At 41.1% G+C, this 25,613-nt stretch carries 22 protein-coding genes; 14 read left to right on the top strand and 8 right to left on the bottom strand.

Annotation, left to right across the window (positions count from 1 at the left end; translation table 11 throughout):
* Positions 1 to 30: 30 nt before the first annotated feature.
* The 8 genes from FTU29_RS14025 to FTU29_RS13990 are packed head-to-tail and all read left to right on the top strand — an operon-like array spanning position 31 to position 8,255.
* Positions 31 to 1,512: a carbohydrate porin gene (locus FTU29_RS14025; RefSeq protein WP_180122466.1), complete on the top strand. Its 1,482-nt coding sequence runs from the start codon at positions 31 to 33 to the stop codon at positions 1,510 to 1,512.
* A gap of 33 nt (positions 1,513 to 1,545) precedes the next feature.
* On the top strand, positions 1,546 to 2,601 hold the full coding sequence (locus FTU29_RS14020; protein ID WP_180122464.1) for an ABC transporter substrate-binding protein: 1,056 nt from the start codon (positions 1,546 to 1,548) through the stop codon (positions 2,599 to 2,601).
* Between the two features lie 9 nt (positions 2,602 to 2,610).
* Positions 2,611 to 3,864, top strand: a complete 1,254-nt coding sequence (locus FTU29_RS14015) for an MFS transporter (RefSeq protein WP_180122462.1) — start codon at positions 2,611 to 2,613, stop codon at positions 3,862 to 3,864.
* On the top strand, positions 3,861 to 4,709 hold the full coding sequence (locus tag FTU29_RS14010; RefSeq protein ID WP_180122460.1) for an ABC transporter permease: 849 nt from the start codon (positions 3,861 to 3,863) through the stop codon (positions 4,707 to 4,709). The genes FTU29_RS14015 and FTU29_RS14010 overlap by 4 nt, the downstream gene beginning before the upstream one ends.
* Entirely contained in the window at positions 4,706 to 5,500 is a 795-nt protein-coding gene (locus tag FTU29_RS14005; RefSeq protein ID WP_180122458.1) for an ABC transporter permease, read from the top strand. The genes FTU29_RS14010 and FTU29_RS14005 overlap by 4 nt, the downstream gene beginning before the upstream one ends.
* Positions 5,501 to 5,512: 12 nt before the next feature.
* Entirely contained in the window at positions 5,513 to 6,568 is a 1,056-nt protein-coding gene (locus FTU29_RS14000; RefSeq protein ID WP_257226934.1) for an ABC transporter substrate-binding protein, read from the top strand.
* 2 nt (positions 6,569 to 6,570) lie between these two features.
* Complete coding sequence (locus FTU29_RS13995) at positions 6,571 to 7,404, top strand: ABC transporter ATP-binding protein (RefSeq protein ID WP_180122456.1); 834 nt, start codon at positions 6,571 to 6,573, stop codon at positions 7,402 to 7,404.
* Positions 7,405 to 7,424: 20 nt separating this feature from the next.
* The gene (locus FTU29_RS13990) at positions 7,425 to 8,255 is read left to right on the top strand and encodes an ABC transporter permease (RefSeq protein ID WP_078194039.1); all 831 of its coding nucleotides are present in this window, start codon (positions 7,425 to 7,427) and stop codon (positions 8,253 to 8,255) included.
* A gap of 171 nt (positions 8,256 to 8,426) precedes the next feature.
* On the opposite strand, the gene FTU29_RS13985 is transcribed toward FTU29_RS13990, so the two are convergent.
* The gene (locus FTU29_RS13985) at positions 8,427 to 9,521 is read right to left on the bottom strand and encodes a sigma-54-dependent Fis family transcriptional regulator (protein WP_180122454.1); all 1,095 of its coding nucleotides are present in this window, start codon (positions 9,519 to 9,521) and stop codon (positions 8,427 to 8,429) included.
* Between the two features lie 230 nt (positions 9,522 to 9,751).
* On the opposite strand from FTU29_RS13985, the gene FTU29_RS13980 reads away from it, so the two are divergent.
* Both FTU29_RS13980 and FTU29_RS13975 read left to right on the top strand, forming a co-directional pair.
* A complete protein-coding gene (locus tag FTU29_RS13980; RefSeq protein WP_180122452.1) occupies positions 9,752 to 9,967 on the top strand; it encodes a molybdopterin-binding protein in 216 nt (71 codons plus the stop codon).
* A gap of 45 nt (positions 9,968 to 10,012) precedes the next feature.
* Positions 10,013 to 10,837, top strand: coding sequence for an ABC transporter ATP-binding protein (locus tag FTU29_RS13975; protein WP_078194037.1), 825 nt, complete (start codon positions 10,013 to 10,015; stop codon positions 10,835 to 10,837).
* A 165-nt stretch (positions 10,838 to 11,002) separates the two neighbouring features.
* On the opposite strand, the gene FTU29_RS13970 is transcribed toward FTU29_RS13975, so the two are convergent.
* The 3 genes from FTU29_RS13970 to FTU29_RS13960 all read right to left on the bottom strand — a co-directional run bounded on the left by FTU29_RS13970 (position 11,003) and on the right by FTU29_RS13960 (position 15,290).
* Positions 11,003 to 12,367 carry an LLM class flavin-dependent oxidoreductase gene (locus FTU29_RS13970; protein ID WP_180122450.1) on the bottom strand — a complete coding sequence of 455 codons (1,365 nt, stop codon included), beginning with the start codon at positions 12,365 to 12,367 and terminating at the stop codon, positions 11,003 to 11,005.
* 253 nt (positions 12,368 to 12,620) lie between these two features.
* Positions 12,621 to 13,988: an MATE family efflux transporter gene (locus FTU29_RS13965; protein WP_180003516.1), complete on the bottom strand. Its 1,368-nt coding sequence runs from the start codon at positions 13,986 to 13,988 to the stop codon at positions 12,621 to 12,623.
* Positions 13,989 to 14,135: 147 nt separating this feature from the next.
* On the bottom strand, positions 14,136 to 15,290 hold the full coding sequence (locus FTU29_RS13960) for a methionine aminotransferase (protein WP_180122448.1): 1,155 nt from the start codon (positions 15,288 to 15,290) through the stop codon (positions 14,136 to 14,138).
* A gap of 230 nt (positions 15,291 to 15,520) precedes the next feature.
* On the opposite strand from FTU29_RS13960, the gene FTU29_RS13955 reads away from it, so the two are divergent.
* The 3 genes from FTU29_RS13955 to FTU29_RS13945 are packed head-to-tail and all read left to right on the top strand — an operon-like array spanning position 15,521 to position 21,631.
* Positions 15,521 to 18,775 carry a type VI secretion system Vgr family protein gene (locus FTU29_RS13955; protein ID WP_180122446.1) on the top strand — a complete coding sequence of 1,085 codons (3,255 nt, stop codon included), beginning with the start codon at positions 15,521 to 15,523 and terminating at the stop codon, positions 18,773 to 18,775.
* Between the two features lie 20 nt (positions 18,776 to 18,795).
* Positions 18,796 to 21,156 (top strand): LysM peptidoglycan-binding domain-containing protein, encoded by a 2,361-nt coding sequence (locus FTU29_RS13950; protein ID WP_180122444.1) that lies wholly within the window; start codon positions 18,796 to 18,798, stop codon positions 21,154 to 21,156.
* On the top strand, positions 21,146 to 21,631 hold the full coding sequence (locus FTU29_RS13945; RefSeq protein ID WP_180116347.1) for a hypothetical protein: 486 nt from the start codon (positions 21,146 to 21,148) through the stop codon (positions 21,629 to 21,631). Before FTU29_RS13950 ends, FTU29_RS13945 begins: the two co-directional genes overlap by 11 nt.
* Positions 21,632 to 21,678: 47 nt before the next feature.
* Here FTU29_RS13945 and FTU29_RS13940 read toward each other — a convergent pair whose 3' ends face one another.
* Positions 21,679 to 22,599 carry a Dyp-type peroxidase gene (locus FTU29_RS13940; RefSeq protein WP_180122442.1) on the bottom strand — a complete coding sequence of 307 codons (921 nt, stop codon included), beginning with the start codon at positions 22,597 to 22,599 and terminating at the stop codon, positions 21,679 to 21,681.
* A 159-nt stretch (positions 22,600 to 22,758) separates the two neighbouring features.
* Between FTU29_RS13940 and FTU29_RS13935 the strand changes: the two genes are divergently transcribed.
* Entirely contained in the window at positions 22,759 to 23,379 is a 621-nt protein-coding gene (locus tag FTU29_RS13935; RefSeq protein WP_180122440.1) for a LysE family transporter, read from the top strand.
* 109 nt (positions 23,380 to 23,488) lie between these two features.
* Here the strand turns inward: FTU29_RS13935 and znuB are convergent, their stop codons facing one another.
* From znuB to FTU29_RS13920, 3 genes are read right to left on the bottom strand one after another with little or no spacing between them, the layout of a single operon-like run.
* Positions 23,489 to 24,289 (bottom strand): zinc ABC transporter permease subunit ZnuB, encoded by an 801-nt coding sequence (znuB, locus tag FTU29_RS13930; RefSeq protein WP_111885884.1) that lies wholly within the window; start codon positions 24,287 to 24,289, stop codon positions 23,489 to 23,491.
* Positions 24,290 to 24,292: 3 nt separating this feature from the next.
* Entirely contained in the window at positions 24,293 to 25,075 is a 783-nt protein-coding gene (znuC, locus tag FTU29_RS13925; RefSeq protein WP_180085678.1) for a zinc ABC transporter ATP-binding protein ZnuC, read from the bottom strand.
* The gene (locus FTU29_RS13920; protein ID WP_078191481.1) at positions 25,057 to 25,554 is read right to left on the bottom strand and encodes a transcriptional repressor; all 498 of its coding nucleotides are present in this window, start codon (positions 25,552 to 25,554) and stop codon (positions 25,057 to 25,059) included. The genes znuC and FTU29_RS13920 overlap by 19 nt, the downstream gene beginning before the upstream one ends.
* Between the last annotated feature and the right edge of the window lie 59 nt (positions 25,555 to 25,613).

The following is a 25,613-nucleotide window of genomic DNA, read 5'->3' as shown; positions in this document are numbered from 1 at the left end:
CTTTGGGAAAAATGTTAGTGAAACCAAATCATGAAAAAAACCACATTAACCGTTGCGGTCGGACTGATTTTATCCGCAACCAGTCAGCTGAGTTTTGCATCGGATGAAGCACTTCAGCAAGAACTGAGCAGCTTAAAACAACAAATTGAGAGTTTGCAAAAACGCTTAAATGCCGTGGAATCTGGTGCGACGAAAAGCCAAGTCGTCGAAACCGCCGCTGTGACGACAGACGATACGACCAACGCCGCTGATGTTGAAGGTGAAACGCAGGTTGCAGAAGTAACCACAGCAACATCCGAAGATATCGACGGCTTACGTTCAGATATTGAAAACTATAAGTACGATCAGTCACGTCAATATGAACGTCAAACTACAAAATCGACTCGTGATACAACCCTGTATGGCACAGTTCAACTACGTGCCAGTGCGCTCGATGAAACAGGTGTCTTAGGTGCAACCAAATCGACATTTGATATTGGGACTGCGCTGATTGGTGTGCGCGGGAATTTATTTCGTGATTATAACGAAGGAAAAAACCTCGATTATCAATTGTCCTTTGGTTATGGCAAACGCAATGATGGCACTAATAACAGTAACTTTAACTTACTAGATGCCTTTGTTCGCTATAACGCTTTTGCCACCAATGCGGGCCCCGAAACAGCCAAACTCAACTTTACGCTCGGTCAGCAGTTATTACCCTTTGGTTTAGATGTGCAGTCTCCTGAAGATTTGCGTCCAACCATTAGTACCGCTGCAGCTTCGACCTTTTTAGGACTGTTTAACCGTCAAAATGGATTTATCGTCCGTGGTGATGCCCAACCTTTTGTCGACTTTGCATCGAACTACCGTGCGCCGCTGTTTGAGTATGCCTTAGGGGTAACCAATGGGAATGCCAGTAATAAGGCGGATGACAACAACGGCAAAGATTATATCGGTCGTGTGGCTTTTACCTTGCCAGTGGACTACGCCAGCATTTTCCGTGAGTTGAAGTTCGGTGCCTCTTATATCAAAGGCGAATCGAAAATTTCAGCCGGCGGAATCACTGATAATGCTGCAAAACGCGATCGTTTGGGTTTCGATATTTATTATAACCACGCCCCATTTGGCGTGACCTATGAATATCTGCAAGGCAAGACCGATTATGTCGACACCGTAGCCCAAGACATCAAAGAAGCCAATGCAGAAGGGCATACTTTTACCGCTTTCTATACCTTGGGTGATCAGTTCTACAACAGTATTAAATCCAATGCCAAATTTGATGATTTCTGGCCGAAGTCAGTCCAAGGCTATTACCGTTTTGACCGCTATAACCCGAATAAAAACAACGCAAGCTATCTCGACACCGCGAGCGGTCGTATTGGTGAATATGACATTCACTCTTTGGGCTTAAATCTGTTTTTTGCGCAAACCACAAAATTCCAATTACAGCTGAATCACTACCTGTTTGATGTCGAAACGGCAAATCAAAAAGACACCAATGAGCTGCAAGCTCAAGTTCAGTACACCTTTTAATTCAAAAATTTAAATCATTAAGGAACATTTAAAATGAAAATTATCTCTAAAAAAATCGCAGCCACATTCTTGGCACTTTCAGCACTTGGTCTAAGCGTTCAATTGCATGCTGCCAATCCCAAAGAAATTCGCATTTCTGTATCAGGCGCGGGTGAGGGGGGTAAACCCAAAGTGGGCGGTAGTTTTGTAGCTACAGCACATTTACGAGGTGTGCTCGAACAAGAATTTAAAAAAGATGGCATTAAGGTGAATTGGCTATTCTTCCCAGGAGCAGGCCCTGCAACCAATGAAGCTTTAGCCAATGGCAAAGTTGACTTTGCATTGCATGGTGATTTGCCCTCATTGGTTGGACGTTCAACGGGATTAAAAACCAAAGTCTTGTTTTCAACAGGGCGTTTTGGCCCAACTTATGTGGTGGTGCCTGCCGGCTCTAATGCCAAATCCTTTGCAGATCTAAAAGGCAAAAAATTCTCAGTATTCAAAGGCACCAATGGTCAGATCGTATTTAACCGTGTGTTAGCAAAATACAATTTAACAGAGCGTGATTTACGAGTGATTTCGCAAGATGCCTATTCGGCACGTACTGCGTTAGCGACAGGTGATATTGATGCCACGATTACTTCACCGTTTAGTTTGCAAGCACGTGGTGTGGCGAAAACTTTACTAGAAATTAAAGATCCCAAAGTTGCACCGATTGCACACTTTTGGGTGACCGAAAGTTTTGAAAAACAATATCCAGAGGTAGTGCAACGTGTCGTGACGACACTGATTAAACAGGCGCAGTGGAGTTCTCAAGAAGCCAACCGTAGTGCGCAATATAAACTCTGGGCTCAAAGTGGCATTCCATTGGTGGATTATCAAAAAACTTGGGATGGTTGGAATTTAAAAGACCGTACTACACCGCTGCTCGATGAATTCCATCGTTCACAAATTGATAGTGCTTTAAAAATTGCCAAAAACGCTCGCTTAATCCGTCGTGATGTGGATACCAAAACGTGGTATGAGCCGAAGTATCTAAATAATGCCTTGAAAGAGCTGAAGTTAGAGGGTTACTGGCGCCAATTTAATGCTCAAGGTCAACCGAAGTAAGTCATAGCCATGAGTCGTCCGATTGAAAGCAATGTAATTGCCAGTCCATTAACCACTAAATTTATGAGCAGTTTTGTGCTGCTCACGATTTTGGCTGGACTGGGTGTGGGTGTCGCACGGGTATTAATTTCCTTGTATGCCGTGCATTTAGAAGCCACCGAATTGCAATTGGGGCTAATTTCTGCAGCGCAAAATTTTGGCATTTTGATCATGGCATTGCCGATTGGCGTGTTGGTACAGCGCTTTGGGTCTTTGAAAATATTCTGCATCGGCAGTGTGTTGGGCGCTGTGGTCTATAGCTTAACGCCACTCAAAGCCGGTGCATGGTATCTCTTTGCAGTCACAGCCTTAGTAAGTTTTATCTTACCCATGCGCTTTGTTTCGATCAATACCGTTTTTTTGAGCAACTTAAAACGTTTAGGTCCAGCCCGTGCGGGTTGGTTTCGCGGTTCGCACATGATGGGATATTTCCTGATTGCGCCTGCATTGAGCGTGTTGTTGATCGAGCATTTCGGCTATGGCGGAAGTTTTTATGTGGTGTCTTTGCTTTTTTTAGGCACCTTGCTGTTGGCTCCGTGGTGCTTTCAACGTAGCACTCCACAAGCGACGAATCGCCCGCATTTTCAATGGCGAGATATTGTGGCGCCTTTGGCACTCATCAAAACCCATGCCTCACTGCGGATTGTTTGCATATTGGAATTTTTGAGCAGCATGGCAAATAACTACTTTGGCTTTTTCATTGTGGTGATTGCTATCCAAAGTTTTGCACTTTCGGAGCCAATGGCAGTGATGCTGCTGACCGTACAAGGCATTGTGTTTGTGGGATCGCTATTTAGCATGGGCGGTTTGGCTGAGCTGATGGGATATCAAAAATTTTATTTGATTGGCCTAAGCCTGATGGCAACGGCATTACTGATCTTAGCCCTAACCAAGATCACGCTGTTGATGTGGCCTGCTTCGGTCATGTTTGGACTTGGACTCGGTATGTTGCATATCGCCAATTTTATGTCTTTCGCCCGAGTGGGTGAGCAAACCGCGATGGCTAAGATTTCTCCAATTTTAGCCCTCGTCGGACCTTCGGGTGGACTGTTGGGTGGCTTGATAGGCGCCGTATTTGGCGCACAGGTTGGACTACAAAACTTATTTTTACCAATCGGGCTGGTGTTTATTGGTCTGATTATTTTGATCAGCAAAGATCAGGAATTTATTCAATTTTTAAAACCTGATGTCTCAGAACAGAGCGTAAAAGGACAAGAATTATGAGCCTTACGGATGTATCTGCACATTCGGTTCCCTTGCAAAGTGACCGAAGTGCGTTGGATTTTTTTAAGACCTATTTAAAACTAACTTTGCAAGTGGCGTGTGGACTCCTGATGCCAGTTTTGTTGTTCGGTCTATGGTATGTGGCAACACTTAAACAGTGGTTGCCTGAGCAGATTTTACCTGCACCGAGTCTGGTGTGGAAAAGCACAGTTCAATTATGGCAAAGCGGTGAATTGAGTTTTCATTTTGCCATCAGTGCCAAACGTATTTTATGGAGTGTCTTGCTTGGTGCCAGTGTCGGGATTTTGCTTGGTACTGTGTTGGGATTGGCCAAACGTAGTCGGGACTTTATTTTTCCGACGGTGAATCTTGTTGCTCAATTTCCGATTGTTGGCTGGATTCCATTATTGATGATTTTCTTAGGCATCGATGAGGCTTTGAAGATTGCCGCTATTTCATTGGCTGTGTTACCACCGCTGTTGATTGCAACCTATAAGGGCATTACTCATGTGCCGAATAGTTTGATGGAAGTGGCAGAGGTTTACCAATACAGCAATTGGCAGAAATTCAAAGAAGTGATTTTCCCAGCTGCACTACCCAGTGTGATCAGTGGTTTACGTCAAGGCATTATGCAGGCGTGGTTGGCATTGGTTTTTGTCGAGTTATTAGCAAGTAGTGAAGGAATTGGTTATCTCATGGTGTGGGGACGTCAGCTAATGCAGATGGACTTGATCTTCATGGCGATCATTCTGATTGGTATTACGGGCTATGTCTTAGATACCTTGCTGGCTTGGTTAGAAAAAACTGCGCGCTTTCACGCAACTCGAGTAGGAGGGAACTCATGAGCATTCTTTCATTACACGGGGCAGCGCACCAAGTCTTAGTTAAAGCAGTAAAAGCACTCGTTCTACCTGTGACATTTATCGCACTGTGGGCTTTGGCTTCACAGCAAAACTGGGTCGATCCGAAGTTGATTCCTAGTCCATGGCTCGTGCTGAAAAAAGCAGTGACCGTGCTCCAACAACCGAGCTTTTTGACAGGTTTTGGCGAAAGTTTGGCGCGAAATTTTATCGGCTATGGCATAGGTGCGATAGCAGGTGTGTTATTTGGCATCTTAATCGCGAGTTCACGCCTTTCGAATTGGTTATTTGCACCGAGCTTTCATGTATTGCGTCAAATTTCACTGTTTGCATGGTTGCCACTAATTTCGACTTTTTTAGGTGCGGGACATGGCGCCAAAGTGCTGTTTATTACTTTGTCGGTGTTTTACCCCGTGGCGCTACATACCTTTGAAGGCGTGAGCAGTATTTCGCATAAATATCGTGAAGTGGCCGAAGTCTACCAATTTCCCAAGACATACGCGTTTCGTAAATTGATATTACCCGGTGCTTCGGCGCAGATTTTTGTCGGTTTACAACTTGGGCTGATTTTCGCATGGCTTGCCACCATCGGCTCTGAATTTTTATTGGCGAACTATGGCAATGGTCTGGGCAATATCGTGATTCAAGGGCGTCAGGCTTTTGATGTCGAACTGATTATTTTTGGCATGTTGCTGATTGGTGCTGTAGGCGTGTTGCTCAATACGGTACTGACTTGGGTTGAACGTAAAGTTTTAGCTTGGCAGCAGGTTGGATAGGAGAACATAACAATGAAAAAAATGACAATCCATAACATTCCTCCACTCTGGCGCAATATGTTCCTTGCAGCATTGGTCGGTGGCACAGCCTTGGTGGGTTGCAGCACGCAGCGAGTGGATGAACCTCAGCAAGAGGCTTTAAAAGAACTCCGATATCAAAGCTATCCGGGACTGGTGTCCTTACCTGAATTAGCACAAGACTTGGGCTATTTAGGCGACGTTAAACTCAGCTATGTCGGCTCAGTACAAGGTGGGCCACAAGATTTACTCACCTTGGTGGCAGGAGATGTTGATTTCGCCGGAGCCTTTAATGGTGCTGTGGTGAAAGTCATCGCTGCGGGTCTAGATGTCGTTCCCGTAGTGGCTTCTTATGGCAGTGATGCTGAACAAAACGTGGGTTTTTATGTGCTAGAAAATAGTCCTATTCGTAGCCCACGAGACTTTATTGGCAAGAAAGTCGCAGTGAATGCCTACGGGGCGCATTATGACTTTGTGGTGAAAGATTATTTGGCTCGCCATGGATTAACCGATGATGAAATCCGTCAAGTTGAGCTGATTATGTTGCCACCGGTGAGCTCAGAACAAGCCTTAAGGAATGGGCAAATTGATATTGCAGTGTTCTCTGGCATTTTGGAAAAACGTGCCTTAAAAAATGGTGGTGTACGCAGCATCTTTAAAGATATTGATTTATACGGCCCCTTTACCGCAGGGAGTTTTTCGATGCGAGGAGAGTTTATTCAAGAACATCCCGAGTTGGCTCGTACTTTTGTCAGTGGCGTAGCCAAAGCACAGGAATGGTTACACAACACGCCGAAAGAGCAAATCATTGCTCGTATGGAAAGTATTATCGAAAAACGCCAACGCAATGAAAATACAGCACTGATTCCATATTACACAGGTACAGGTGTTCACGAAGTCGGTGGCGTGCAAAAAGATCAGGATTTTGCCCCATGGGTGAGTGCCTTAGAAAAAGAACACAAATTAAAACCGCATCAAATTGAGGTTAGTCGCATCTATAGCAATGAATTTAATCCCTATGCGAAAGACCAAAAATCAAAAGGAATATAACAATGACCAGTGCATTACATTTAGATCACGTGCGTAAGGTATTTCCTGCACAAAACCATGTCGGCAGTAAAAACTATAAGCCTGAATTTGTTGCTGTAGAAAATGTCACTTTGGATATTCAGCCGGGTGAATTTGTTTCAATCGTGGGGCCAAGTGGCTGCGGAAAATCTACATTATTAGATTTAATTGCGGGTTTAACCAAACCGTCGGCAGGGCAGATTTTACTGAGTGGCAAGCAGATTACTCAACCGGGTTTAGACCGTGGCATTGTGTTCCAGCAATATGCGCTCTATCCATGGTTAACCGCACTGGAAAATATTGAATTTGGTCTAGAAGCCAAAGGCGTAGCAAAGAAAGAACGCCGTGAAAAAGCCGAATACTATTTGCAGCTTGTGGGTCTCAGTGGCTTTGAAAAGCATTATCTGAATGAGCTTTCCGGCGGGATGAAACAGCGGGTTGCGATTGCCCGAAGTTTGGCTTATGAACCAGAAATTTTATTAATGGATGAGCCCTTTGCTGCCCTAGATGCGCAAACCCGAGAAACCTTACAAGCCGAGCTGATCAATATCTGGAAAAGCTCGAAAAAAACCATTGTTTTTATTACTCACAGTATTGATGAAGCAATTTATCTGAGTCAGCGAGTGGCGATTATGACCTCAAGACCGGGGCGAATTAAGGAAGTGATTGAAATTCCGCAAAGCCTGCGCAGCTCCAGTGAAGATGTCCGTTCATTGCCTGAATATGGCCGAATTCGCCATAAAATTTGGTCATTGCTCAGTGAAGAAGTGATTAAAGCGCAAGCCCTCGAAAAACATAAACAGCTTGCACATAACTAAAATATTCAGAGGATTTATTTATGTCATCGACTAAACAAGCCATCAGTTATACGCAATCGTATAACGACATTAAACCCAGACTACAATTCACTTGGTTAAACACGGTATTTAAACGCACCATTGCCATTGTAGCTTTTTTCTTGCTGTGGGAGATTCTGCCGCGGAGTGGTGTGGTCAATCCGGCTTTCTTACCGCCGTTATCTGTAGTATTGGAAACCACATGGCAGCTATATCAAAGCGGTCAATTAGGCATCCATTTTTTGGCCAGTATAAAGCGTTCCATTATTGGTTTCATTTTGGCCCTAGCGATCGCCATTCCTTTAGGTCTCATCATTGGTTGGTACAAGCTCGTGGCTGAAACCTTAAATCCATTGTTAGAATTGTTTCGAAATACCACAGCATTGGCGTTAATGCCGCTGTTTATCTTATTTTTAGGCATTGGTGAAACCTCAAAAATCAGTCTGTTGGTCTACGCGTGCACATGGCCGATTTTATTAAACACTATTACAGGCGTACAAACGGTCGATCCTTTACTGATTAAATCGGCACGAACCATGGGCCTAAAACCCTATCAATTGTTCCGAAAAGTGATTCTGCCTGCGTCGGTTCCGACGATTTTTGTCGGTATCCGTCTAGCAGGGGCAATTTCTATTTTGGCCTTAGTTGCAGTAGAAATGTTTGGTGCCAAAGCAGGTCTGGGATATCTGATTATTTATTCGCAATTTAGCTTTGAAATTCCACAAATGTTTGTAGGCATATTAGTCATTACCCTCGTAGGCTTATCCTTTAACTATTTCTTGATTGGACTAGAAAAATACTTTACAGCGTGGAAACGAAACCCCGTGGAATAATCTAGACAAAATGGAAAAATAAATAAAAACCTCGGGATATACCGAGGTTTTTTATTACTGATTTTTTATACTTAAAATAATGCAATGAATAAAGAATAATGTAGATGAATATTTATGTATCAGTTTTTGTGATTATTATTTTAATGTGGAGTAAATAAAAATATGACTTATTTATAATAAGCCATATTTAATTAGGCGAGTGCGAATCACGTTCCTTGTCACTCCAAGCAAACGAGCCGTATGCACTTGATTGTATTGACAGTGCTGATACGCACTTCGGATAAATTTTTCTTCAATCAGATCATTAATATTGTCATGCTTAAGTTGATTTGCGGCTTGAAAAATTTGTAAAAAGGTCTGCTCAAGTAACTGTCCAGCATCTTGAATATCTTTGATGTTGGCTACAGCAGAGGTGGCATTTTGTAAGTTAAAAGGTTCTGCACGCGAAAACGACGATGCACTTTGAATACTCGAAAAACTAATATCTTCTGGTTCAATCACACCTTTTTCACTGACTAAAATCGCATGTTGAATGGTATTTTCTAATTCGCGAATATTTCCCGGCCAGCTATGTAAATGGAGTTTCTTGAGCGCCAATGGGCTGAGGCGTAATGGTGTGTCATGTGGGTTGGTTTGATAGACCTGAATGAAGTGTTTAACCAAAGGCAAAATGTCACTACGACGCTCTGAGAGACGTGGAATGCGTAGCAACGCCACATGTAAGCGGTAGAATAAATCTTCCCTGAAACGCCCGTCCTGTACGGCATGCTCTAAATCGACATTGGTTGCGGCTATGATTCGGACATTAATTGGAATGGATTTGAGTGAGCCGACTCGAACGATCTCTCTTTCTTGTAAAACACGGAGTAATTTGACTTGCATAGGCAAGGACAGGTCACCAATTTCATCTAAAAATAAGGTGCCATTATGGGCTGCTTCAAACCAACCGACACGGCTATTAATTGCCCCTGTAAAGGCTCCTTTTTCATGTCCAAATAATTCGCTTTCGACTAATGATTCGGTAAAGGCACCACAGTTCACTGCGATAAATGGACCTTTGGCACGATGGCTTAATTGGTGGATTTGGCGTGCAACTAACTCTTTTCCTGTGCCTGTATCACCAATGATGAGTGCATTGGCCTCACTTGGTGCAATTTGTTCAATTCGAGACAACAACGCTTGCGATAACGGGTCTGCAAAGACCGTCGCTGTTGCCCGTTTATGTTTCAGTGCAGAGGGCACTGCAGGGTGGGTCAAAATAGACATATCGTTTCTTATAGTTGTTGAAAATGCAGATCATGATGAAAGATTTAAAAATAAAAGATAAATAATAATTCGATATTTAAATATCAGTTTCACCGATAAATTCATGCGTGGATTATTTATCTGATTTTAAGATAAATAAAATCGGGATAACTAAAGGATAAATCAAGATATAGCAAGTGATTGAACTGTTTTATAGTAAAGCTCTCTTAATAACAAAAGGCATAATTAAAATGGCGATTACTTCAGTAAATGTGCGAAACCAATTCAAAGGCGTGATTAATGAAATCGTAGTGGGTCCTGTGGTTTCAGAAATTGATGTGGAAACCAAAGCGGGCTTTTTTACGTCCGTGATCACGACGCGTTCGGTGAAGGATTTAGATTTAAAAGTAGGTTCAGAGGTGGTGGTGTTAATTAAATCGACGGAAGTGTCACTGGCTAAACTTTAAGGTTTAGTCCAGCAAAGTTTGTCAGCACAAATAGAGAATAATGATATGAGCGTAGAACAAGCTGGTTCGGTTTCTATTCAGCAGCTAACGAAACATTATCCCACACAAAAGCAAGAAGACTTAACCGTACTTAAGGACATTAACCTGAATATTCAGCCGGGTGAGTTCATTAGTATTGTGGGAAGTAGTGGCTGCGGAAAATCCACATTATTACGGTTGTTGGTTGGTCTAGAGCGTCAGTTTCAGGGCCAGATTTTGGTTGATGGTCAGCCTATACAGGGCACGAGTTTGGAACGTGGTATCGTGTTTCAAGATCATCGCCTGTTTCCATGGTTGACGGTACGGGAAAATGTACGGATTGCATTGCATAAAAGCCAGTTTAGCCGTGCAGAAGAAGATGTATTGATTGATGAACATTTAGAGTTGGTCAAATTAACCCAATTTAAAGATGCTTATCCTTCGCAGTTGTCTGGTGGGATGAATCAACGTGTGGCGATTGCCCGGAGTTTGGTGAATCGACCACAGATTTTACTGCTTGATGAACCCTTTGGCGCACTCGATGCATTGACGCGGCAAAATTTACAGGATGAATTACAGCGAATCTGGCAAAGTGAAAAAATCACCATGATTATTGTCACCCATGATGTCGAAGAAGCGGTATTTTTGGGTGATCGGGTAGTGGTCATGCAGCCACATCCGGGACGAATTAAACGTATTGTAGATATTCATTTAGCCCATCCGCGTAAACGCGAAGATGTCCGTCTGACCAATATTAAAAATGACATTTTGACTGACTTTAGTGATCCAGTAAAAGATCAGTTGCTTGAACCTTTATCTCACCGATTTGCCGATTATAAATTTGCATGGTAAGTCTGAATTGACCATCACCTAGACAATGTAAAAGCCCTGAATTCAGGGCTTTTTTTAGGCTTATCAAATATAGGTCAGTATGATCATCGCTTAAGTTGGATTAATATCAGTCCATAAAAATGCCCCAGTTGGGGCATTTGTTTTTCAGTTTTATTAAACGTTGGTTTATGAGGCTTGGGAGGTATGTCTTTTTTCTAAAACATATTGGTTTTCAGGTCGTTTTAAACCTAAGTTTTCTCGTAAGGTCTTGCCTTCATAAGCCGTTCGGAATAGACCGCGACGTTGCAGTTCAGGAACGATGAGATCGACAAAGTCATTTAACCCCGCAGGTGTTGTTGGCGGCAGGACATTAAAACCATCGGCAGCGTCATTCTCAAACCATTCCTGCAGTTGGTCTACGACTTGTTCAGGCGTGCCGATCAAGGTCCAATGTCCACGGGCTGAAGCGATATATTGATAGAGCTGACGAATACTAAAATTGTGCTTCCGGGCAATATCAATCATCATCTGCTGACGACTGGAGAAATTAATGTCTGCATCTTCTATTTTCGGGAAAGGGGCATCTAGATCAAATTTGGCCAGATTAATGCCACCTGCCAAAGCAGACAATAAACTTAAACCCACTTCTGGGTGAATTAAGTTATTTAAAAAGTCATATTTTTCTTGGGCTTCTTGCTCTGTCTTGGCAACAAAAATCGAAACCCCCGGCATAATTTTCAGGTCATCTGCATGGCGGCCATATTTCACTAAGCGGTTTTTGACATCACGATAAAAGGCTTGCGCATCTGCTAAGTTCTGCTGTGCTGTAAAAATCACTTCGGCATATTTACCGGCTAGTTCACGACCATCTTCAGATTGCCCAGCTTGAACAATCACCGGATAGCCTTGCGGTGGGCGAGAGACGTTGAGAGCACCCAGTACCTGATAGTATTGGCCCTGATGATTGGGCTGATGTTGTTTTCGGGCATCAAAAAATTGCCCAGTTTCTTTGTTGTAATGGAAGGTATCATCCTCCCATGAGTCCCAAAGTTTTTGAGTCACCTCAATAAATTCATCGGCACGTTCGTAACGCTCTTTGGGTTCAGGGTGCTGCTGAATATTAAAGTTTTTTGCGGCATCGGCAGAAGCTGTCGTTACCACATTCCACGCAGCACGACCTTTAGAAATATGATCTAAAGAAGCAAATTTACGCGCCAAAATGTAAGGGTCTTCATAAGTCGTGGATGCTGTGGCAATAAAGCCTATATTTTGCGTCACAGCCGACAGTGCAGCAAACAATGTAACAGGTTCAAAGCCGACGCCTTTATCGCCCAAACCTTTCTCACCTTCGACAGCAGAACTCCAACGGACAGACAGACCATCGGCAAGAAAGTAGGCATCGAATAGACCACGTTCTGCGGTTTTTGCCAGTTCAATTGCATAATCAATATTGAGATGATCTTGTGGGCGAGATTCTGGGTGGCGCCAACCCGCGACATGCTGTGAGGTGGTTGGAATAAAAGCCCCAAGCTTTATTTGACGTTTAGACATAAAAAATTTCTCATCCCAATTATTCTTAAAAGATAAAAGGGATAAGAACAAAATCTATGCCAAACCGTAATTGTTTGAAAATATGCAATTTTTAATTTTAATTGGTTCTAGGTGTAGATAAATCAACAGGATATAAAACCAAATGTTGAAAAATAAACAGCAGTTTAACGGCAAACTTTATGCATGGATCAGTACAAGATTTTCCATATGTAAACTTAAAGCGTGTATTGGCATTGAACGCTATTAGCAAACTTTATAGCAATACTTTGATGGCTTTTCGTCTCCATACCAGTTGGTAATACAGCCCTTGTAAAATACATAAGCTGACAAAAGCCAAAGCATAGGCATACCAAATGCCTTTTAAGCCCCACCATTCACTGAATAGGTAGGCACACGGCACTTCAATGCAAATAATCGCCATAATATTAATAATCATCGGCACGGTCACCGTTCCGCTAGCCCGCATAATGGAAGCAAAAATCGCACTGGCACCAAAAAATAAAATCGACCAAAGCACAATGAACAGTAATTCTTGACCGAGAACCACAACTTCAGGATCTGTAATAAACAGCGCCATTAAATATTTAGAGAACAAATAGCCCAATGCCACCAAGATACCAGTAATAATGAAATTCATCCCGATGGCCGTACGTTTCACACGATTAATTAATTCAGAATGACCTGAACCGATGGCTTGTGCTGCAAAAATAGAAGCCGCAATCGCGATGGACAAGGCCGGGAATTGGATATAGTTCAAAACCTGATTGACCGCGCCATATGCAGCAGTAGCATCAGCACCATGGCGGTTCACTAAACCGACAATGACGAGACCAGCCACAGAGGTCGTGACCATCTGAATACCCGTAGGAATGCCTAGTTTTAAGATAATTTTGCTGAGATCATGTTGATGGCGAATATGACGAATCAACTCGAAGTCGAGTTTGAGCGGGTGATCTTTCTTTTTTAAGTAGAAATATAAAAATACCAAGGCAATTAAAAAGCCGATATGACTGGCAATGGCAGGGGCAATAATGCCTAAACTTGGAAATCCAAATTTTCCGGCAATCAGCACGGGTGTAATGATCAGCCCTGAACCAATGGTCATACCCGATGCAATCAGCGGTGTTGTACTGTCACCGACCCCACGCAAAATCGAGGTGTAAATAATATAAATAAAGAGTAGTGGACTACCCGCAAGCATCCATTGCACATAAGGCAAAGATAAATGCATCACGTCAGGGGCTGTGCCTAAGGCCAATAAAATGGGCTTGGCAAATATCACCCCTAAAAAGGCAATGATGCTGCCACCAATCAAGGTCATAAACAGGGTGGAACCTACCACAGTACGAACTTTTTCAAGATTCTGCGCGCCCCAAGCTTGCCCCACCAACACGGTTGCACCTGCCGAGAGCCCGATCACAAAAGCCATTAAACAGAACAAGATCGGGAAAAATACCGCAACGGCTGCAATGGCATGCACCCCAAGCATCTGACCGACAAAAACGGTGTTAATGGTCCCAGATAAATTCTGCAAAATATTGGTGGCGATCAAAGGCACCAGAAAAACTAAAAACGTTTTCCATAAATTTTGCTGAGTAACGAGGGACTGTTGTTTTGACATGCTCAGGTCCTAGACGCGGCTTTTTATGATTTTAAGTTACTGATAACACTATCATGTTGGCATTCAAAAAAGCCTTAGTTTTTGAGTAACCAAGGCTTCATTATTTCTACATGTCTGTTTTAAAAAAACGTTTGGGCAGATACGGCTTTAAACCGCGGAGAGAATCTCTGCAGCTCGATCTAAGGTGGCATCTTGTTTGGCAAAACAGAAACGTAATAATCGTAAATTTTCCGGCGGTTTTTGATAGAATACCGAGACAGGAATCGCCACGATTTTATGTTGTTCTGCCAACAACTGACACATTTCCACATCGCTTAAATCTGGGCGTATGGCACTGTAATCAAGGTTTTGGAAATAGGTACCTGCCGATGGAATCAACTCAAATCTAGAGTGGCTTAAGCCCGCATTGAACCGGTCACGTTTAGCTTGGTAAAAATGGGCCAATTCAGCAATGTGCTCAGGATGTTCTGCCATAAAGTTAGCCAATGCCATTTGTACGGGCGTAACTCCACAGAAATTGGCAAATTGATAGATTTGGCGAAACACTTTCATCAAGGCTGGCGCTGCAATGCAATAACCGGTTTTCCAACCTGTGACGTGAAAGGTTTTACCAAATGAGCCCACGACAAAACTGCGTTCACGCAGCTCAGGAAATGACAAAGCAGATAGATGCTGACGACCATCAAAAATTAAATGCTCATAGACCTCATCTGATAGCACAATAATATTTTTATCTTGAATCAGTTCGATCAAGTTGAGCCAGTCCTCACGATACCAAATAGCACCTGTTGGATTATGCGGTGTATTGACAATAATCATCCGGGTTTTATCGTTAATCGCAGCGGCAACACGATTCCAATCCACAGTAAAATGGGGCGTCTCTAAGGCAATGTGAATGGGATGAGCCCCAACCAATTTTACACTGGGCGCATAACTGTCATAGCTCGGGTCAAAAATAATCACTTCGTCACCCGCATGAACCACAGCTTGAATGGCACTAAAAATACCAATGGTTGCACCCGGGGTAATGGTGACTTCAGTGTGAGGGTCAATATTTAATTGGTCGCGATGGGCAAACAGTTGGACCAATTGCTCACGCAAATGCATCAGTCCATCGCCGGGTGCATATTGGTTAAAACTCTGTTGCGTCGCATCACTTAGCGCATTTAACAGTGCAGGAGGTGCAGGGAAATCAGGAAAACCTTGAGATAAATTCAGTGCATTTAGACGCTGCGCCATTGCGCTCATGACGCTAAAAATAGTCACACCTTGTGCAGGCAGTTTGGATTCAATTGTGATCATGGAGCTTAAAATTTTTAATAGGTTGCATTTTGAGTGTAGCAGCATCTCAGCGACTGCGAAAAGTTAGCTCAGCAAAAATGATCCAGTATTGATGTTCCTATTAACTTGAATCCTAAAGTGATGCAAAAGCCAAAAAGAATAATTCAACAAATTATTTGCAAAATAGGGTAGACGAAAAAATAAACATTTCCTAAAATGCCGTCATTAAAAAAATTAAATACATAATAACAATGCTTAAAAATATTCACGCCATGGTGGAAAACTTTGGCTTTAGCGTACAGAAACGTGCGCTACACATTCATTTCTCAAATGAACATCTAAATTCTGAAGTTTTTATTCAACGGATTGAAGGTCAACACCGTATTAATCAAGGCTTTCGTGCGGAAATTATTTGTCTCTCGACCAATGCTCATCTGGCTTTAAAGCAGTTTATAGGCGGCCGAGTGGCTGTCGATCAAGTGACAGATTTGGGACAACTCAGTCGCCTGACTGGTGTGATTACTGGGGCTAGCCAAGGTCAAAGTGATGGTGCACTGACCGTTTATAAACTGGTGATTGAGGATGCGACAGCACTCTGGCATAAGCGTCGTAACAGCCGTGTCTTTATGAATAAATCGGTACGGGAGATGACCGAGATTATTTTTAGTGAATGGCAGAAAAAAAGTGCGTTGTTTGCTGCCAGTTTAAGCTTGAACTTAGAGGGGCTGGCACGTACTTATGATGTACGTCCATTCACCATGCAGGCGAATGAAAGTGATTATGCATTTTTAACTCGCCTTTGGCGCAGTGAAGGGATCAATTGGTTAATTGATGAAGCTGAGTTATTTGTCGCATTTTCGGCTGCACCAATGCAAGCACAGCGGCTGCGTTTAATTGATACCAATCAGGCTTATAGTGCTTTAGAGCGGAAAAAAATTCGCTTTCATCGGAGTCATGCCACGGAACGTTTAGACACGATCACCAGTTTTGTGGCAGAACGTTTTTTACAATCGACCACGATTCAAACGCAGCGTTGGCAAGCTCAATATTTGGCACAAGACCAAAGTAATCCGCTCTTAAGCACCCATGCACAGAGTGAGCAACAGCATAATGAAACCTTAAGTTTAGAGCAGGCTTGGACCGTAAGTTCGGCTTGGACAACTGATCTTAAAGGTGCAGATCAGGCGACCACTTCAAATACACAGCAATTGGATCAGTTGAATCGGCAACTCAATCAATATCAGGAATTACAAGCCAAATATTTTACCGCCAGCAGTAGCGTAAGGGATGCACAAGTTGGGTATTGGTTTGAATTAGAAAATCATCCTGAAATCGATCAACATCAAACGACAGATCGTGAATTTCTCATATTGGGCAAAGCATTTTATAACCAGAATAATTTACCCAAAGATATTTTGGTTCAATTAGAAAAGTTACTTGCGGCGAGCCGTTGGCAACCTTTAGGGGATGAACGGCAGGCCAATGACCTATATGTGGTCCGTCGGCAAATTTCCGTGGTGCCTGAATATGATCCTTTATTACACCGGCCACCTGCGTTTCCACAGCGGGCTAAAGTGGTCGGTCCAGAAGGTGAAAGTATTTATGTCGATGCTTGGGGGCGTATCAAAGTTCGGTTTACGTTCACCCGCAGTGATGACCACAGTCATGATGGTGGAGCAGGGAGTAATGATAATGACAGTGACTCGGCTTGGGTCGATGTACTGACTCCATGGGCGGGTGAAGGTTATGGGGCACGTTTCCATCCTCGTATTGGTGAGATCGTGGTCATCGACTTTTTTGAGGGTGATGTGGATCGTCCCTTTGTAGTAGGACGAATACATGAGGCTGAGCGATCTCAGACCATGTTTGACCTCAAAGGTCAGCTTCCTGAAACCAAAAAACTCAGTGGTATCCGCTCACAAGAAGTTGCGGGAGCAGGCTTTAACCAACTGCGCTTTGATGACACGACAGGGCAGATCAGTACCCAATTACAAAGTAGTCATGCAGCGACACAGCTGAATTTAGGTAATCTCAGCCATCCTAAAGAACAAGACAGTAGCCATGGCCGTGGTGAGGGTTTTGAGCTGCGAACGGATGCTTGGGGAGCAATGCGTGCAGGTAAAGGTTTACTCATTAGTACCTATGCGCAGGATAAAGCAGTTGCCGATCATCTTGCTGCTGAAGCTCAGTCTCTTTTAAATCAAGGGCATCAGAGCATGAATATGCTGAGCGGTTTAGCCGTAAAGCAACAGACCGATGCATTAAATGTGATTAATCGTTTGCCGAAGTTAATAAACTCTTTAGAAATCAAAAGTACTACTGAAGGTGTCAAAGCGACTTTAAATTTGTTCAAGGAGGAGCTAAGTCGAGACCCATTGGCAGCGTTAAAAAACTGCAAAAGTTTTGTCAAAGAAATCGGCTCAATCGCACATGATATCAAAAGTACAGTAAAAGAATTTAAAGCATTTTTTAATGATGCCGAAGATGCCTTTGATAACTTAAAGTCTGTCATAGATCATATTGAAGAAAATGGTAAGGATGTGATTCAAGGGCGGGTTGCAAGTCTGAAAAGTAACCTAAAAGAGGATCCATTAAAAGCATTAAAAGATGTGGGTAAATTGATCGAAGACATCAAATTTAACCCTGATGATTTATTGAATAATGGTGGTTTTGGTTTGCCACCAGCGATGACACCCATAAAAGCATTAGAAAAAGTACAAGGCTTTATAGAAGGCTATGCGCAAGGTTTAGAAAAATCCAATACAGCGGCAAAACAAGAACAAGGCAAATTATTCCGCCAAGCGTTGATGTTGCTTGCATCACCTAATGGTATTGCACTCACCACACCGGAAGATATTGTTTTACAAGCCTCGCAGGATATTGCAGAAAGTGCACAAGGTTCGATTAATTTCAGTGCTCAAAAGAATATTGTCGGGCATGCACAAGACAAAATCAGTTTGTTTGCGGCTCAAAAGGGCCTGAGTGCTTATGCCGCAAAAGGGAAAGTTGAATTACAAGCCCAAGATGATGCTATTGAAGCAATTGCACGAAAGGTGATTAAGCTCATTTCAACGGAAGATAAAATTGAAATTACAAGTCCTAAAGAAATCGTGCTGACCGCAGGGGGCTCGCAACTGAAAATTAATGGCAGCGGAATATTTACCACGACAGGCGGCAAGTTTGAGAGTAAGGCGGGGCAGCATAGTTTTGTGGGAGGAGCGACTGTAAATGCACAGTTGCCGAAGCTGCCTGGTAATGGTGTCTATAGTAATAAATTAGATTTATATAATTTATTTATTGGCGAAAATTTTCAAAAAATTGAATATCAATATTTAGATAGTAAAACAAATACATATGTAACTGGAAATCTTGATGATGATGGTCAAACACAAGATCATTTTTCAGATGAACAAAAAGAATTTGATATTTTAGTTGGTTATGAAACACCTGAATGGCTTAGTGAAGATGATTTAAATTTTGACTATGTAGAAGAAAAAGATATATAAAAAATCAGGAAAGTATTTTTATGAAAGGCAATGTAGAGTTTCAATTTTTAGACTTATTATTCAATCCTATATCTAACTTAGAATATAAGGTTGAAGATTTAAAAAATAAAGTAATTGCTGCTGGAGTGAGTGGTAAGGATGGAAAGACAGTCATAATTAGTAAAAATTTAGGTTATATATTAAGAGTTTCTGTAAAAAAGACAAATGGTGAATATAAATATGTTGGCTTATATTGTGTTTATAAAGTTAATGATTTGAAAATTTTCAGAAGTCCAAAAGTATTAATAAAAAAATTAAAAAAAATTGAAAATAAAAAACAAGAAGGGAAATCGCAACCATTTACATATACTGTTAAAGAAAATGATAAATTATTTGATATAGCAAAAAATTATAATACAACTGTTGCATTATTATGTGGTTTAAATAAAATTAAAGATGCAAATAAAATATATAAAGGTCAAAAAATACAAGTTCATCCAAATTATAAGGCTACTGGTGAGAAAAATGAAAAATCTATCACTAAAAATAATGAAATTTCATTAAATTCATATGTTTATGAAGTTAAAAGAGGGGATACTTTAAGTGGAATAGCTGTTAAAACAGGCCTATCAATAGGTGAATTAAAAAATTTAAATAATATAGTTAATATAAATCAGATATATGTTGGTCAAATTTTAAAGTTGAACCATAATACACCTTCGACACCTTCGACACCTTCGACACCTTCGACACCTTCGACACCTTCGACACCTTCGACACCTTCGACACCTTCGACACCTTCGACACCTTCGACACCTTCGACACCTTCGACACCTTCGACACCTTCAAGAGAGAAAATTGAAATAAAACAAGAGCATGAGTTGGATTCGGGGAAGCCTAAAATCAAAGTCGATAACCAACAGATTCGATGTATGTGTAGGGATTATGATCTTATTTGGGGTGCGAAAGTAACATGTGAATTTAGGAAGAAAGTTGTAGAAATTTGTGAGAAATTATGGCCAAGAAACCCACTAAAAATGGCCAATAATTTAATGGCGGTATTTGCTTGGGAATCAGGGGGTACATTTAAAGCTGATGTTCCTAATAGAAAAAATTCAGGAGCTACGGGTTTAATCCAGTTTATGCCTGATACAGCTAAGGAATTGCTAAATACAGAAGTAACTATAGAGATTGTGAAAAATTACTATAATTCTCAAGATAAAAATTTACAAAATTTAAAAAGAGTTAAAGAGTTTGCTCAAATGAGCGAGGTACAGCAATTAGAATATGTAGAAAAATATTTTAAAAAATTAGAAAACAAAGATTTAGAATTTGTAGATTTTTATTTGCAAGTACTTTTTCCAGCGTCAAGTGGAGTACGTGAACACGTTGTATTTGCGGATGATAAAAATAAACTATCTGATAAAAATGATAAACACGCTAGCCTAAGAGTTAATAAGTACAATGGAAATAGCGGTTTAGATATAAATGGTGATGGAAAAATATATAAAGCTGAGATTGCAGAAAAAACTAAATATTTTCTTGAGGATGGAGCTATTTCTGCAAATAAAGATTTAATTGATAGATGTTGTTTAGAAGAAGGAAAAACAGTCACGCCATATCAAAATGCAACACATACTGCTAATAAAGAAAAAAATAAGAAAATAATTGTAATTGATCCTGGGCATGGAATTGTTGGTAATCAAAAAGTAAAAGCGAATGGAGGGACACAAATCAGATTGCTAAAGTTGAAAAAAAGCTTCGGAAATAAAAATTTTATTGTTGGTCAAAATTACTCTTGGAAAGACTTATCAGATGAAGTTATTAATAAAGCTGATGAATATTTCGAGTTTATAGATGTTAAAGATCCACGCAGTCCTACAGAATTTGAATATGTATATGACAGAGCTTTAGAATTAAAAGAATTATTTGAAAATGATGGTCATATTGTCTATCTAACAAGGGATAAAAAGGAAACGATTGATTATACAGATATACCTAGTATTTCTTCATGTAAAAATTTTAAAATAACAACTACCTCACCATTGACCTACAGGAAATTAATTTCAAATTCCGCTAAAGCAGATTATTTTATTTCATTACATTGTGATGGTATTGAGAATTTGAAAGGTAATTATGCTGTAATGTGTTATTTTGATGATAATGATAAAAAATTAGCTGAAAAAATTGCAAAAAACTATTCTCAAGTTGCAGGTAAAGTTGAAAAAAGAATAGATTTAACCGTTTTGGGTAATGGTGGGAAAAATGATGCTAAATATAAAGTTTTAGTTGAATTTGGTTTTATGACAACTCCAAAAATTGCAAAAAAACTAGTAAATAATTCAAAAATTATTGTTAATGATTTATATAAGTCTTTGAGAGAGCATATTAATGAAAATTAAGCTTCTATTGTTTTTTACAAATCTAATTGTGTTAGGTAATGTTTATGCTTTGCCTGATAATTTTTATAAAAAAGAAAGTAGTAAGAGATTTGTTAAATCGATACATCATGATTATTTTTCAATTGAGAAATTTGATGGAGATTTAGTAAGAGTTTATGAAAAAAAAGACATTAAGAGTAATATGTTGATTGCTAAATATGAGGCTGTTTTTATTAATCCTATTGATGGGAATACTTCATATAATAATTTTTATCAAATTAATAAAAATTATGATTATAAAGGTGGGAAAATAGTTTCAGTTAACTATGAAATTGGGAAGATGGAAAGCTGTTTCGTTAAATGTGGAAATGAGGTCTATTATAATGAAGGTAAGATAATTAAAATAAATAAATATCCAGCCTGTTTAAGTTTATTTGATATAGATAATAGGGTGCTAAAGTTTAATGATGAATATGTCAAGAAAAATTGTATTTAAAACAATATTCTTTGAAAAAAAAGCCGACTTTCGTCGGCTTTTTAAAATCAGTCTTCCAAAACTTCTTCTAATAACTCTTCACTCGGCGCAAAGTAATACGCTCCGTCCATTGGCGTTACAAAATGTAGTAAGCGGTCGTGAATACCGTCACCGCTCGTACCGAACATGCGAACCAGCATGCTGTCGATAATGTTGAGGTCATGGGTATAAGCAATAAAAAACAAACCTTGGTCACCGCGGCCATCGCCATAAGGCAATGAATGACGCAAAATTGCGAGTTCTTCACCTTCATCATCTTCAACAACTGTACGTGATACATGTGAGTTTTCAGGTTGTTCGTTTTCATCTAACTCAATCGATTCAAGTTTGGTACGCCCAATCACATGCTCTTGTGCATCAACTTTGAGCTTTTTCCACTTATCTAAATTGTGTGCATAACGCTGTGCAAAGACAAAAGAACCATCAGCAAAAATACCCGCATCTTCTGCTAATAATGCTGTTTCAGCACGGTCATCTGGAAATTGAGGGTTTTCAGTACCATCAATAAAGCCAGTTAAGTCACGGCCATCGAAATTACGGAAGCAAACACGCTCATCTAAAACCTCCACTTTATCTTGAATGCCATCAAAGAAAGTTTGGCTTAAAGCAAAGCAAATATCTGTACGCTGTGCCGCAATGTGAATCAGCACATCTGCTGGCACTACAGGCATGTTAAATGAACCTTGAATTGGATCAAGTTGTTTAAAGCCTGCCGGAGCTTGACTGTAAAGTTGCGCCCAAAGTTGTGGTCCAAAAGCCACAGCCGTTTTAATCTGTGCATTAGGATGTTGGGTAATCAGACGATCACGAGTATTAAATAAGTCTTCAAGTTGTTCTTTTAATTCGCTAATCGTTAACTCTTTTAAACGTAAAACAATAAAACGAGCATGATCTGAGGGTAATGGCAAAATTACAGATTGAGCAGACATTCATGGCTCCTAAAAATTATAATTTCTGAGTGGCTGTGTATATTGTGCCTTAAGCAGCGCTGAGAGTGTAGCCTTCATTTAGCCTTTTAGCGTGCATTATTGTCATGAAAATAGAGTAAATGTCATATAATACAGACCCATTTCAAACTTGAGCTAATGATGTCCTATCAAATCTGGATTGCATACATGTTGGCATGTTGGGTAATTAGTGTTTCCCCAGGTGCAGGTGCAATTGCGTCTATGTCGAGTGGTTTGAATTATGGGTTTAAGCATGGGTATTGGAATGCAATCGGCCTGCAATTGGCACTTTTGGTTCAGATCGCCATTGTTGCAGCTGGGGCAGGGGTCTTATTTGCGACGACACCATGGGCTTTTCTAATCGTGAAATGGTTTGGTGTGGGCTATTTATTATATTTGGCTTATTTACAGTGGATAGCGCCAACTGAGTCAATTGAAATCCAACAAGATTTACCCAATAAATCACGTTCAAAATTAGTTTTACATGGCTTTTTGGTCAATATGAGCAACCCTAAAGCGATTGTATTTTTGTTGGCAGTTTTGCCGCAGTTTTTAGATTTATCCAAACCCCAATGGATTCAATATGTCATCATGGCTGCAACGATGATTAGCATCGATCTGATTATCATGGCGGGGTATACCGGTCTCGCTGCAAAAGTACTGCGATTATTAAAATCACCCAAACAACAAAAATATTTGAATCGTACCTTTGCAGTTCTATTTGCTTGTGCGGCGAGTTTATTGAGTTTGGTGCATCAATAAATCCAGTTAGATGATTCTGAGCATCGTATTTGACGTGCAAAAAAAAGCCATGCAGTTGCATGGCTTTTTTATTTTGATATGTCGCGAATTGAGCAATGAACGTTGCTACTCAAGCCACTTTCTTAAATTTTTGTAGAATAAAAATCAGGGCAAAGAGCAGCGCCATAGTTAATACAATGGTCAGTCCTGTAGAGGTGTTTAAACCAGCACTTGACCATAAACCTACAGTTACACCGACTTGGGCAATGATGAAAGACCACAGTACCATTTGCTTCGGGGAATTTGCCAATAAACGAGCGGTTAATGCAGGAATCACTAACAATGCACCCATCAGCAATGAGCCGACAGCACGTAAAGCTAATACGGTAAATAATGCCAGTAATAACATAAAAATCAGACGTTGCCATTTAGCGCTGACACCTTCACTGACCGCAATATCGGGGTCAATGGCAATCTGAATCTGCGATTGCCAACTTTTATACAGCACGGTCAGTGCCACAATGATCACCATTGCAAAGACAGGCAAATCTGACCAAGAAATGGTGAGTAAATCACCAAATAAATAGCTGAGTAATTCAGGTCTTAAGCTGGGCAAATGTTGTATGAAGAGTAAGCCAGAGCACAGGAGTGTTGCTGAACATAGCGCGAGCAAAGCGTCATTGGGCAAGCGAGGGTCGTGTAACACCCATAAGATTGCAACCAATAAGAGCGCAATCAATGTAACGCCTGTCCAAAGTGGTAGACTCATTGCACCGGCAATGGCGACACCGAGTAAAGTGCCATGCGCCATGGTGTCTGCAAAAAAAGACATGCGACGCCAAAGCATCAAGCAGCCGAGGGGTGCAGTCAGGAACACCAGCAAAGTGCCCATGATCCAGGCTGGCAAAAGGAGTTGTAGCCATTCCATCATGGATTATGCTTCCGGTTCAGGGTGAATATGGGGACGAGAGTCATGCTGGCAAGGCGTTGCACTATCGCCATGCGCACAGTGATCGTGATGGTGTTGATAGAACACACGATTTGTTCCAAAGATCGCTTGATATTCAGGATGTTGCTGCACATTTTCAGGCAAGCCACTGCAACAAATATGTTTGTTCAGGCAAACCACACGGTGCGTGCCTTGCATGACCCACTGTAAGTCATGAGAAACCATCAAAACTGCACAGCCATATTTTTCAGGCAAGCTACGCACGTAGTCATACAGTTCCGCTTCAGACTGGATATCCAGACCTTGCATGGGTTCATCTAGAACCAATACATTCGGTTGGCGCAATAAAGCCCGTGCAATCAATACACGTTGACGTTCGCCGCCTGACAATTGCTGAACTTTAGATTGTTGTAACTTGGCAATGCCTGTATCACGAATAATTTCTTGCTTGATATTGGCATCACATTTTTCTAGGGCCAATAAATCACACACACGTAGCGGTAAGCTGTGTGATGGATTAAATTTTTGTGGCACATATGAAAATTTTAATTTTTGTGTGCTGATCACTTTGCCAGATACAGGTTTTACAATACCCAACAACACTTTGATTAGCGTGGATTTGCCTGCACCATTGGGACCGATTAAGGTGACAATTTCTTTTTCGTGTAAGGCGAAATCTACATTTTTTAAAATGTCACGTTCATCGATTCGGACATGAACATGCTCTAAAGCCACAATGGGCTTCACATTTAGTGTTTGCTGCGACACTGCTGACAGATCCCTGAAATTTCAATAATACTGTGATGTGCAGTAAAGCCATCGGATGCAGATAATTCATCAAGTTGCGCCATCAAGCCTTGAGCAGATGCTTCTTTGACTATTTTACAGTCTGTGCAAATCAGAAATGCTGCTTGATGTCCTTCGCGCGGATGGCAACACGGGATGTACGCATTAATCGAAGTCAGACGGTGAATCAAACCTTTTTCAAGCAGAAAATCCAGCGTACGGTACACTGTCGGTGGCGCTGCAGGTCGGTCAGACTCACTTTTGATTTTAGCCAAAAGGTCATAAGCGCCCATTGGCCCCGTTGCATTTAAGATCAGTTCCAATACTTCTTTACGCAAGGGCGTAAGTCGAGCACCCGTCGCACTACAGAGACTTTCAGCTTCAGCAAGGCGCTGTTCGACATTATGATGATCGTGTACACCATGCAAAGCATTATGATGTTCGTGTGAACATGCGCTCATAGCCAACCTCGAGTACGAAACTGTATAAAGAAAAAGACTTTAAATCTTAACATGAAGCG

It is taken from the genome of Acinetobacter sp. YH12086, from assembly GCF_013419345.1.
In the GTDB taxonomy this organism is placed as follows: domain Bacteria; phylum Pseudomonadota; class Gammaproteobacteria; order Pseudomonadales; family Moraxellaceae; genus Acinetobacter; species Acinetobacter amyesii.
This window is presented reverse-complemented; position numbering and strand designations above follow the sequence as displayed.

Coding starts and splice junctions, on each gene's coding strand:
- FTU29_RS14025 (WP_180122466.1), top strand. CDS start 31: ATGAAAAAAACCACATTAACCGTTGCGGTCGGACTGATTTTATCCGCA.
- FTU29_RS14010 (WP_180122460.1), top strand. CDS start 3,861: ATGAGCCTTACGGATGTATCTGCACATTCGGTTCCCTTGCAAAGTGAC.
- FTU29_RS14005 (WP_180122458.1), top strand. CDS start 4,706: ATGAGCATTCTTTCATTACACGGGGCAGCGCACCAAGTCTTAGTTAAA.
- FTU29_RS14015 (WP_180122462.1), top strand. CDS start 2,611: ATGAGTCGTCCGATTGAAAGCAATGTAATTGCCAGTCCATTAACCACT.
- FTU29_RS13935 (WP_180122440.1), top strand. CDS start 22,759: ATGTCCTATCAAATCTGGATTGCATACATGTTGGCATGTTGGGTAATT.
- FTU29_RS13965 (WP_180003516.1), bottom strand. CDS start 13,988: ATGTCAAAACAACAGTCCCTCGTTACTCAGCAAAATTTATGGAAAACG.
- FTU29_RS13920 (WP_078191481.1), bottom strand. CDS start 25,554: ATGAGCGCATGTTCACACGAACATCATAATGCTTTGCATGGTGTACAC.
- FTU29_RS13990 (WP_078194039.1), top strand. CDS start 7,425: ATGTCATCGACTAAACAAGCCATCAGTTATACGCAATCGTATAACGAC.
- FTU29_RS14000 (WP_257226934.1), top strand. CDS start 5,513: ATGAAAAAAATGACAATCCATAACATTCCTCCACTCTGGCGCAATATG.
- FTU29_RS14020 (WP_180122464.1), top strand. CDS start 1,546: ATGAAAATTATCTCTAAAAAAATCGCAGCCACATTCTTGGCACTTTCA.
- FTU29_RS13960 (WP_180122448.1), bottom strand. CDS start 15,290: ATGATCACAATTGAATCCAAACTGCCTGCACAAGGTGTGACTATTTTT.
- znuB (WP_111885884.1), bottom strand. CDS start 24,289: ATGATGGAATGGCTACAACTCCTTTTGCCAGCCTGGATCATGGGCACT.
- FTU29_RS13940 (WP_180122442.1), bottom strand. CDS start 22,599: ATGTCTGCTCAATCTGTAATTTTGCCATTACCCTCAGATCATGCTCGT.
- FTU29_RS13955 (WP_180122446.1), top strand. CDS start 15,521: ATGCTTAAAAATATTCACGCCATGGTGGAAAACTTTGGCTTTAGCGTA.
- FTU29_RS13980 (WP_180122452.1), top strand. CDS start 9,752: ATGGCGATTACTTCAGTAAATGTGCGAAACCAATTCAAAGGCGTGATT.
- FTU29_RS13995 (WP_180122456.1), top strand. CDS start 6,571: ATGACCAGTGCATTACATTTAGATCACGTGCGTAAGGTATTTCCTGCA.
- FTU29_RS13970 (WP_180122450.1), bottom strand. CDS start 12,367: ATGTCTAAACGTCAAATAAAGCTTGGGGCTTTTATTCCAACCACCTCA.
- FTU29_RS13985 (WP_180122454.1), bottom strand. CDS start 9,521: ATGTCTATTTTGACCCACCCTGCAGTGCCCTCTGCACTGAAACATAAA.
- FTU29_RS13975 (WP_078194037.1), top strand. CDS start 10,013: ATGAGCGTAGAACAAGCTGGTTCGGTTTCTATTCAGCAGCTAACGAAA.
- FTU29_RS13950 (WP_180122444.1), top strand. CDS start 18,796: ATGAAAGGCAATGTAGAGTTTCAATTTTTAGACTTATTATTCAATCCT.
- FTU29_RS13945 (WP_180116347.1), top strand. CDS start 21,146: ATGAAAATTAAGCTTCTATTGTTTTTTACAAATCTAATTGTGTTAGGT.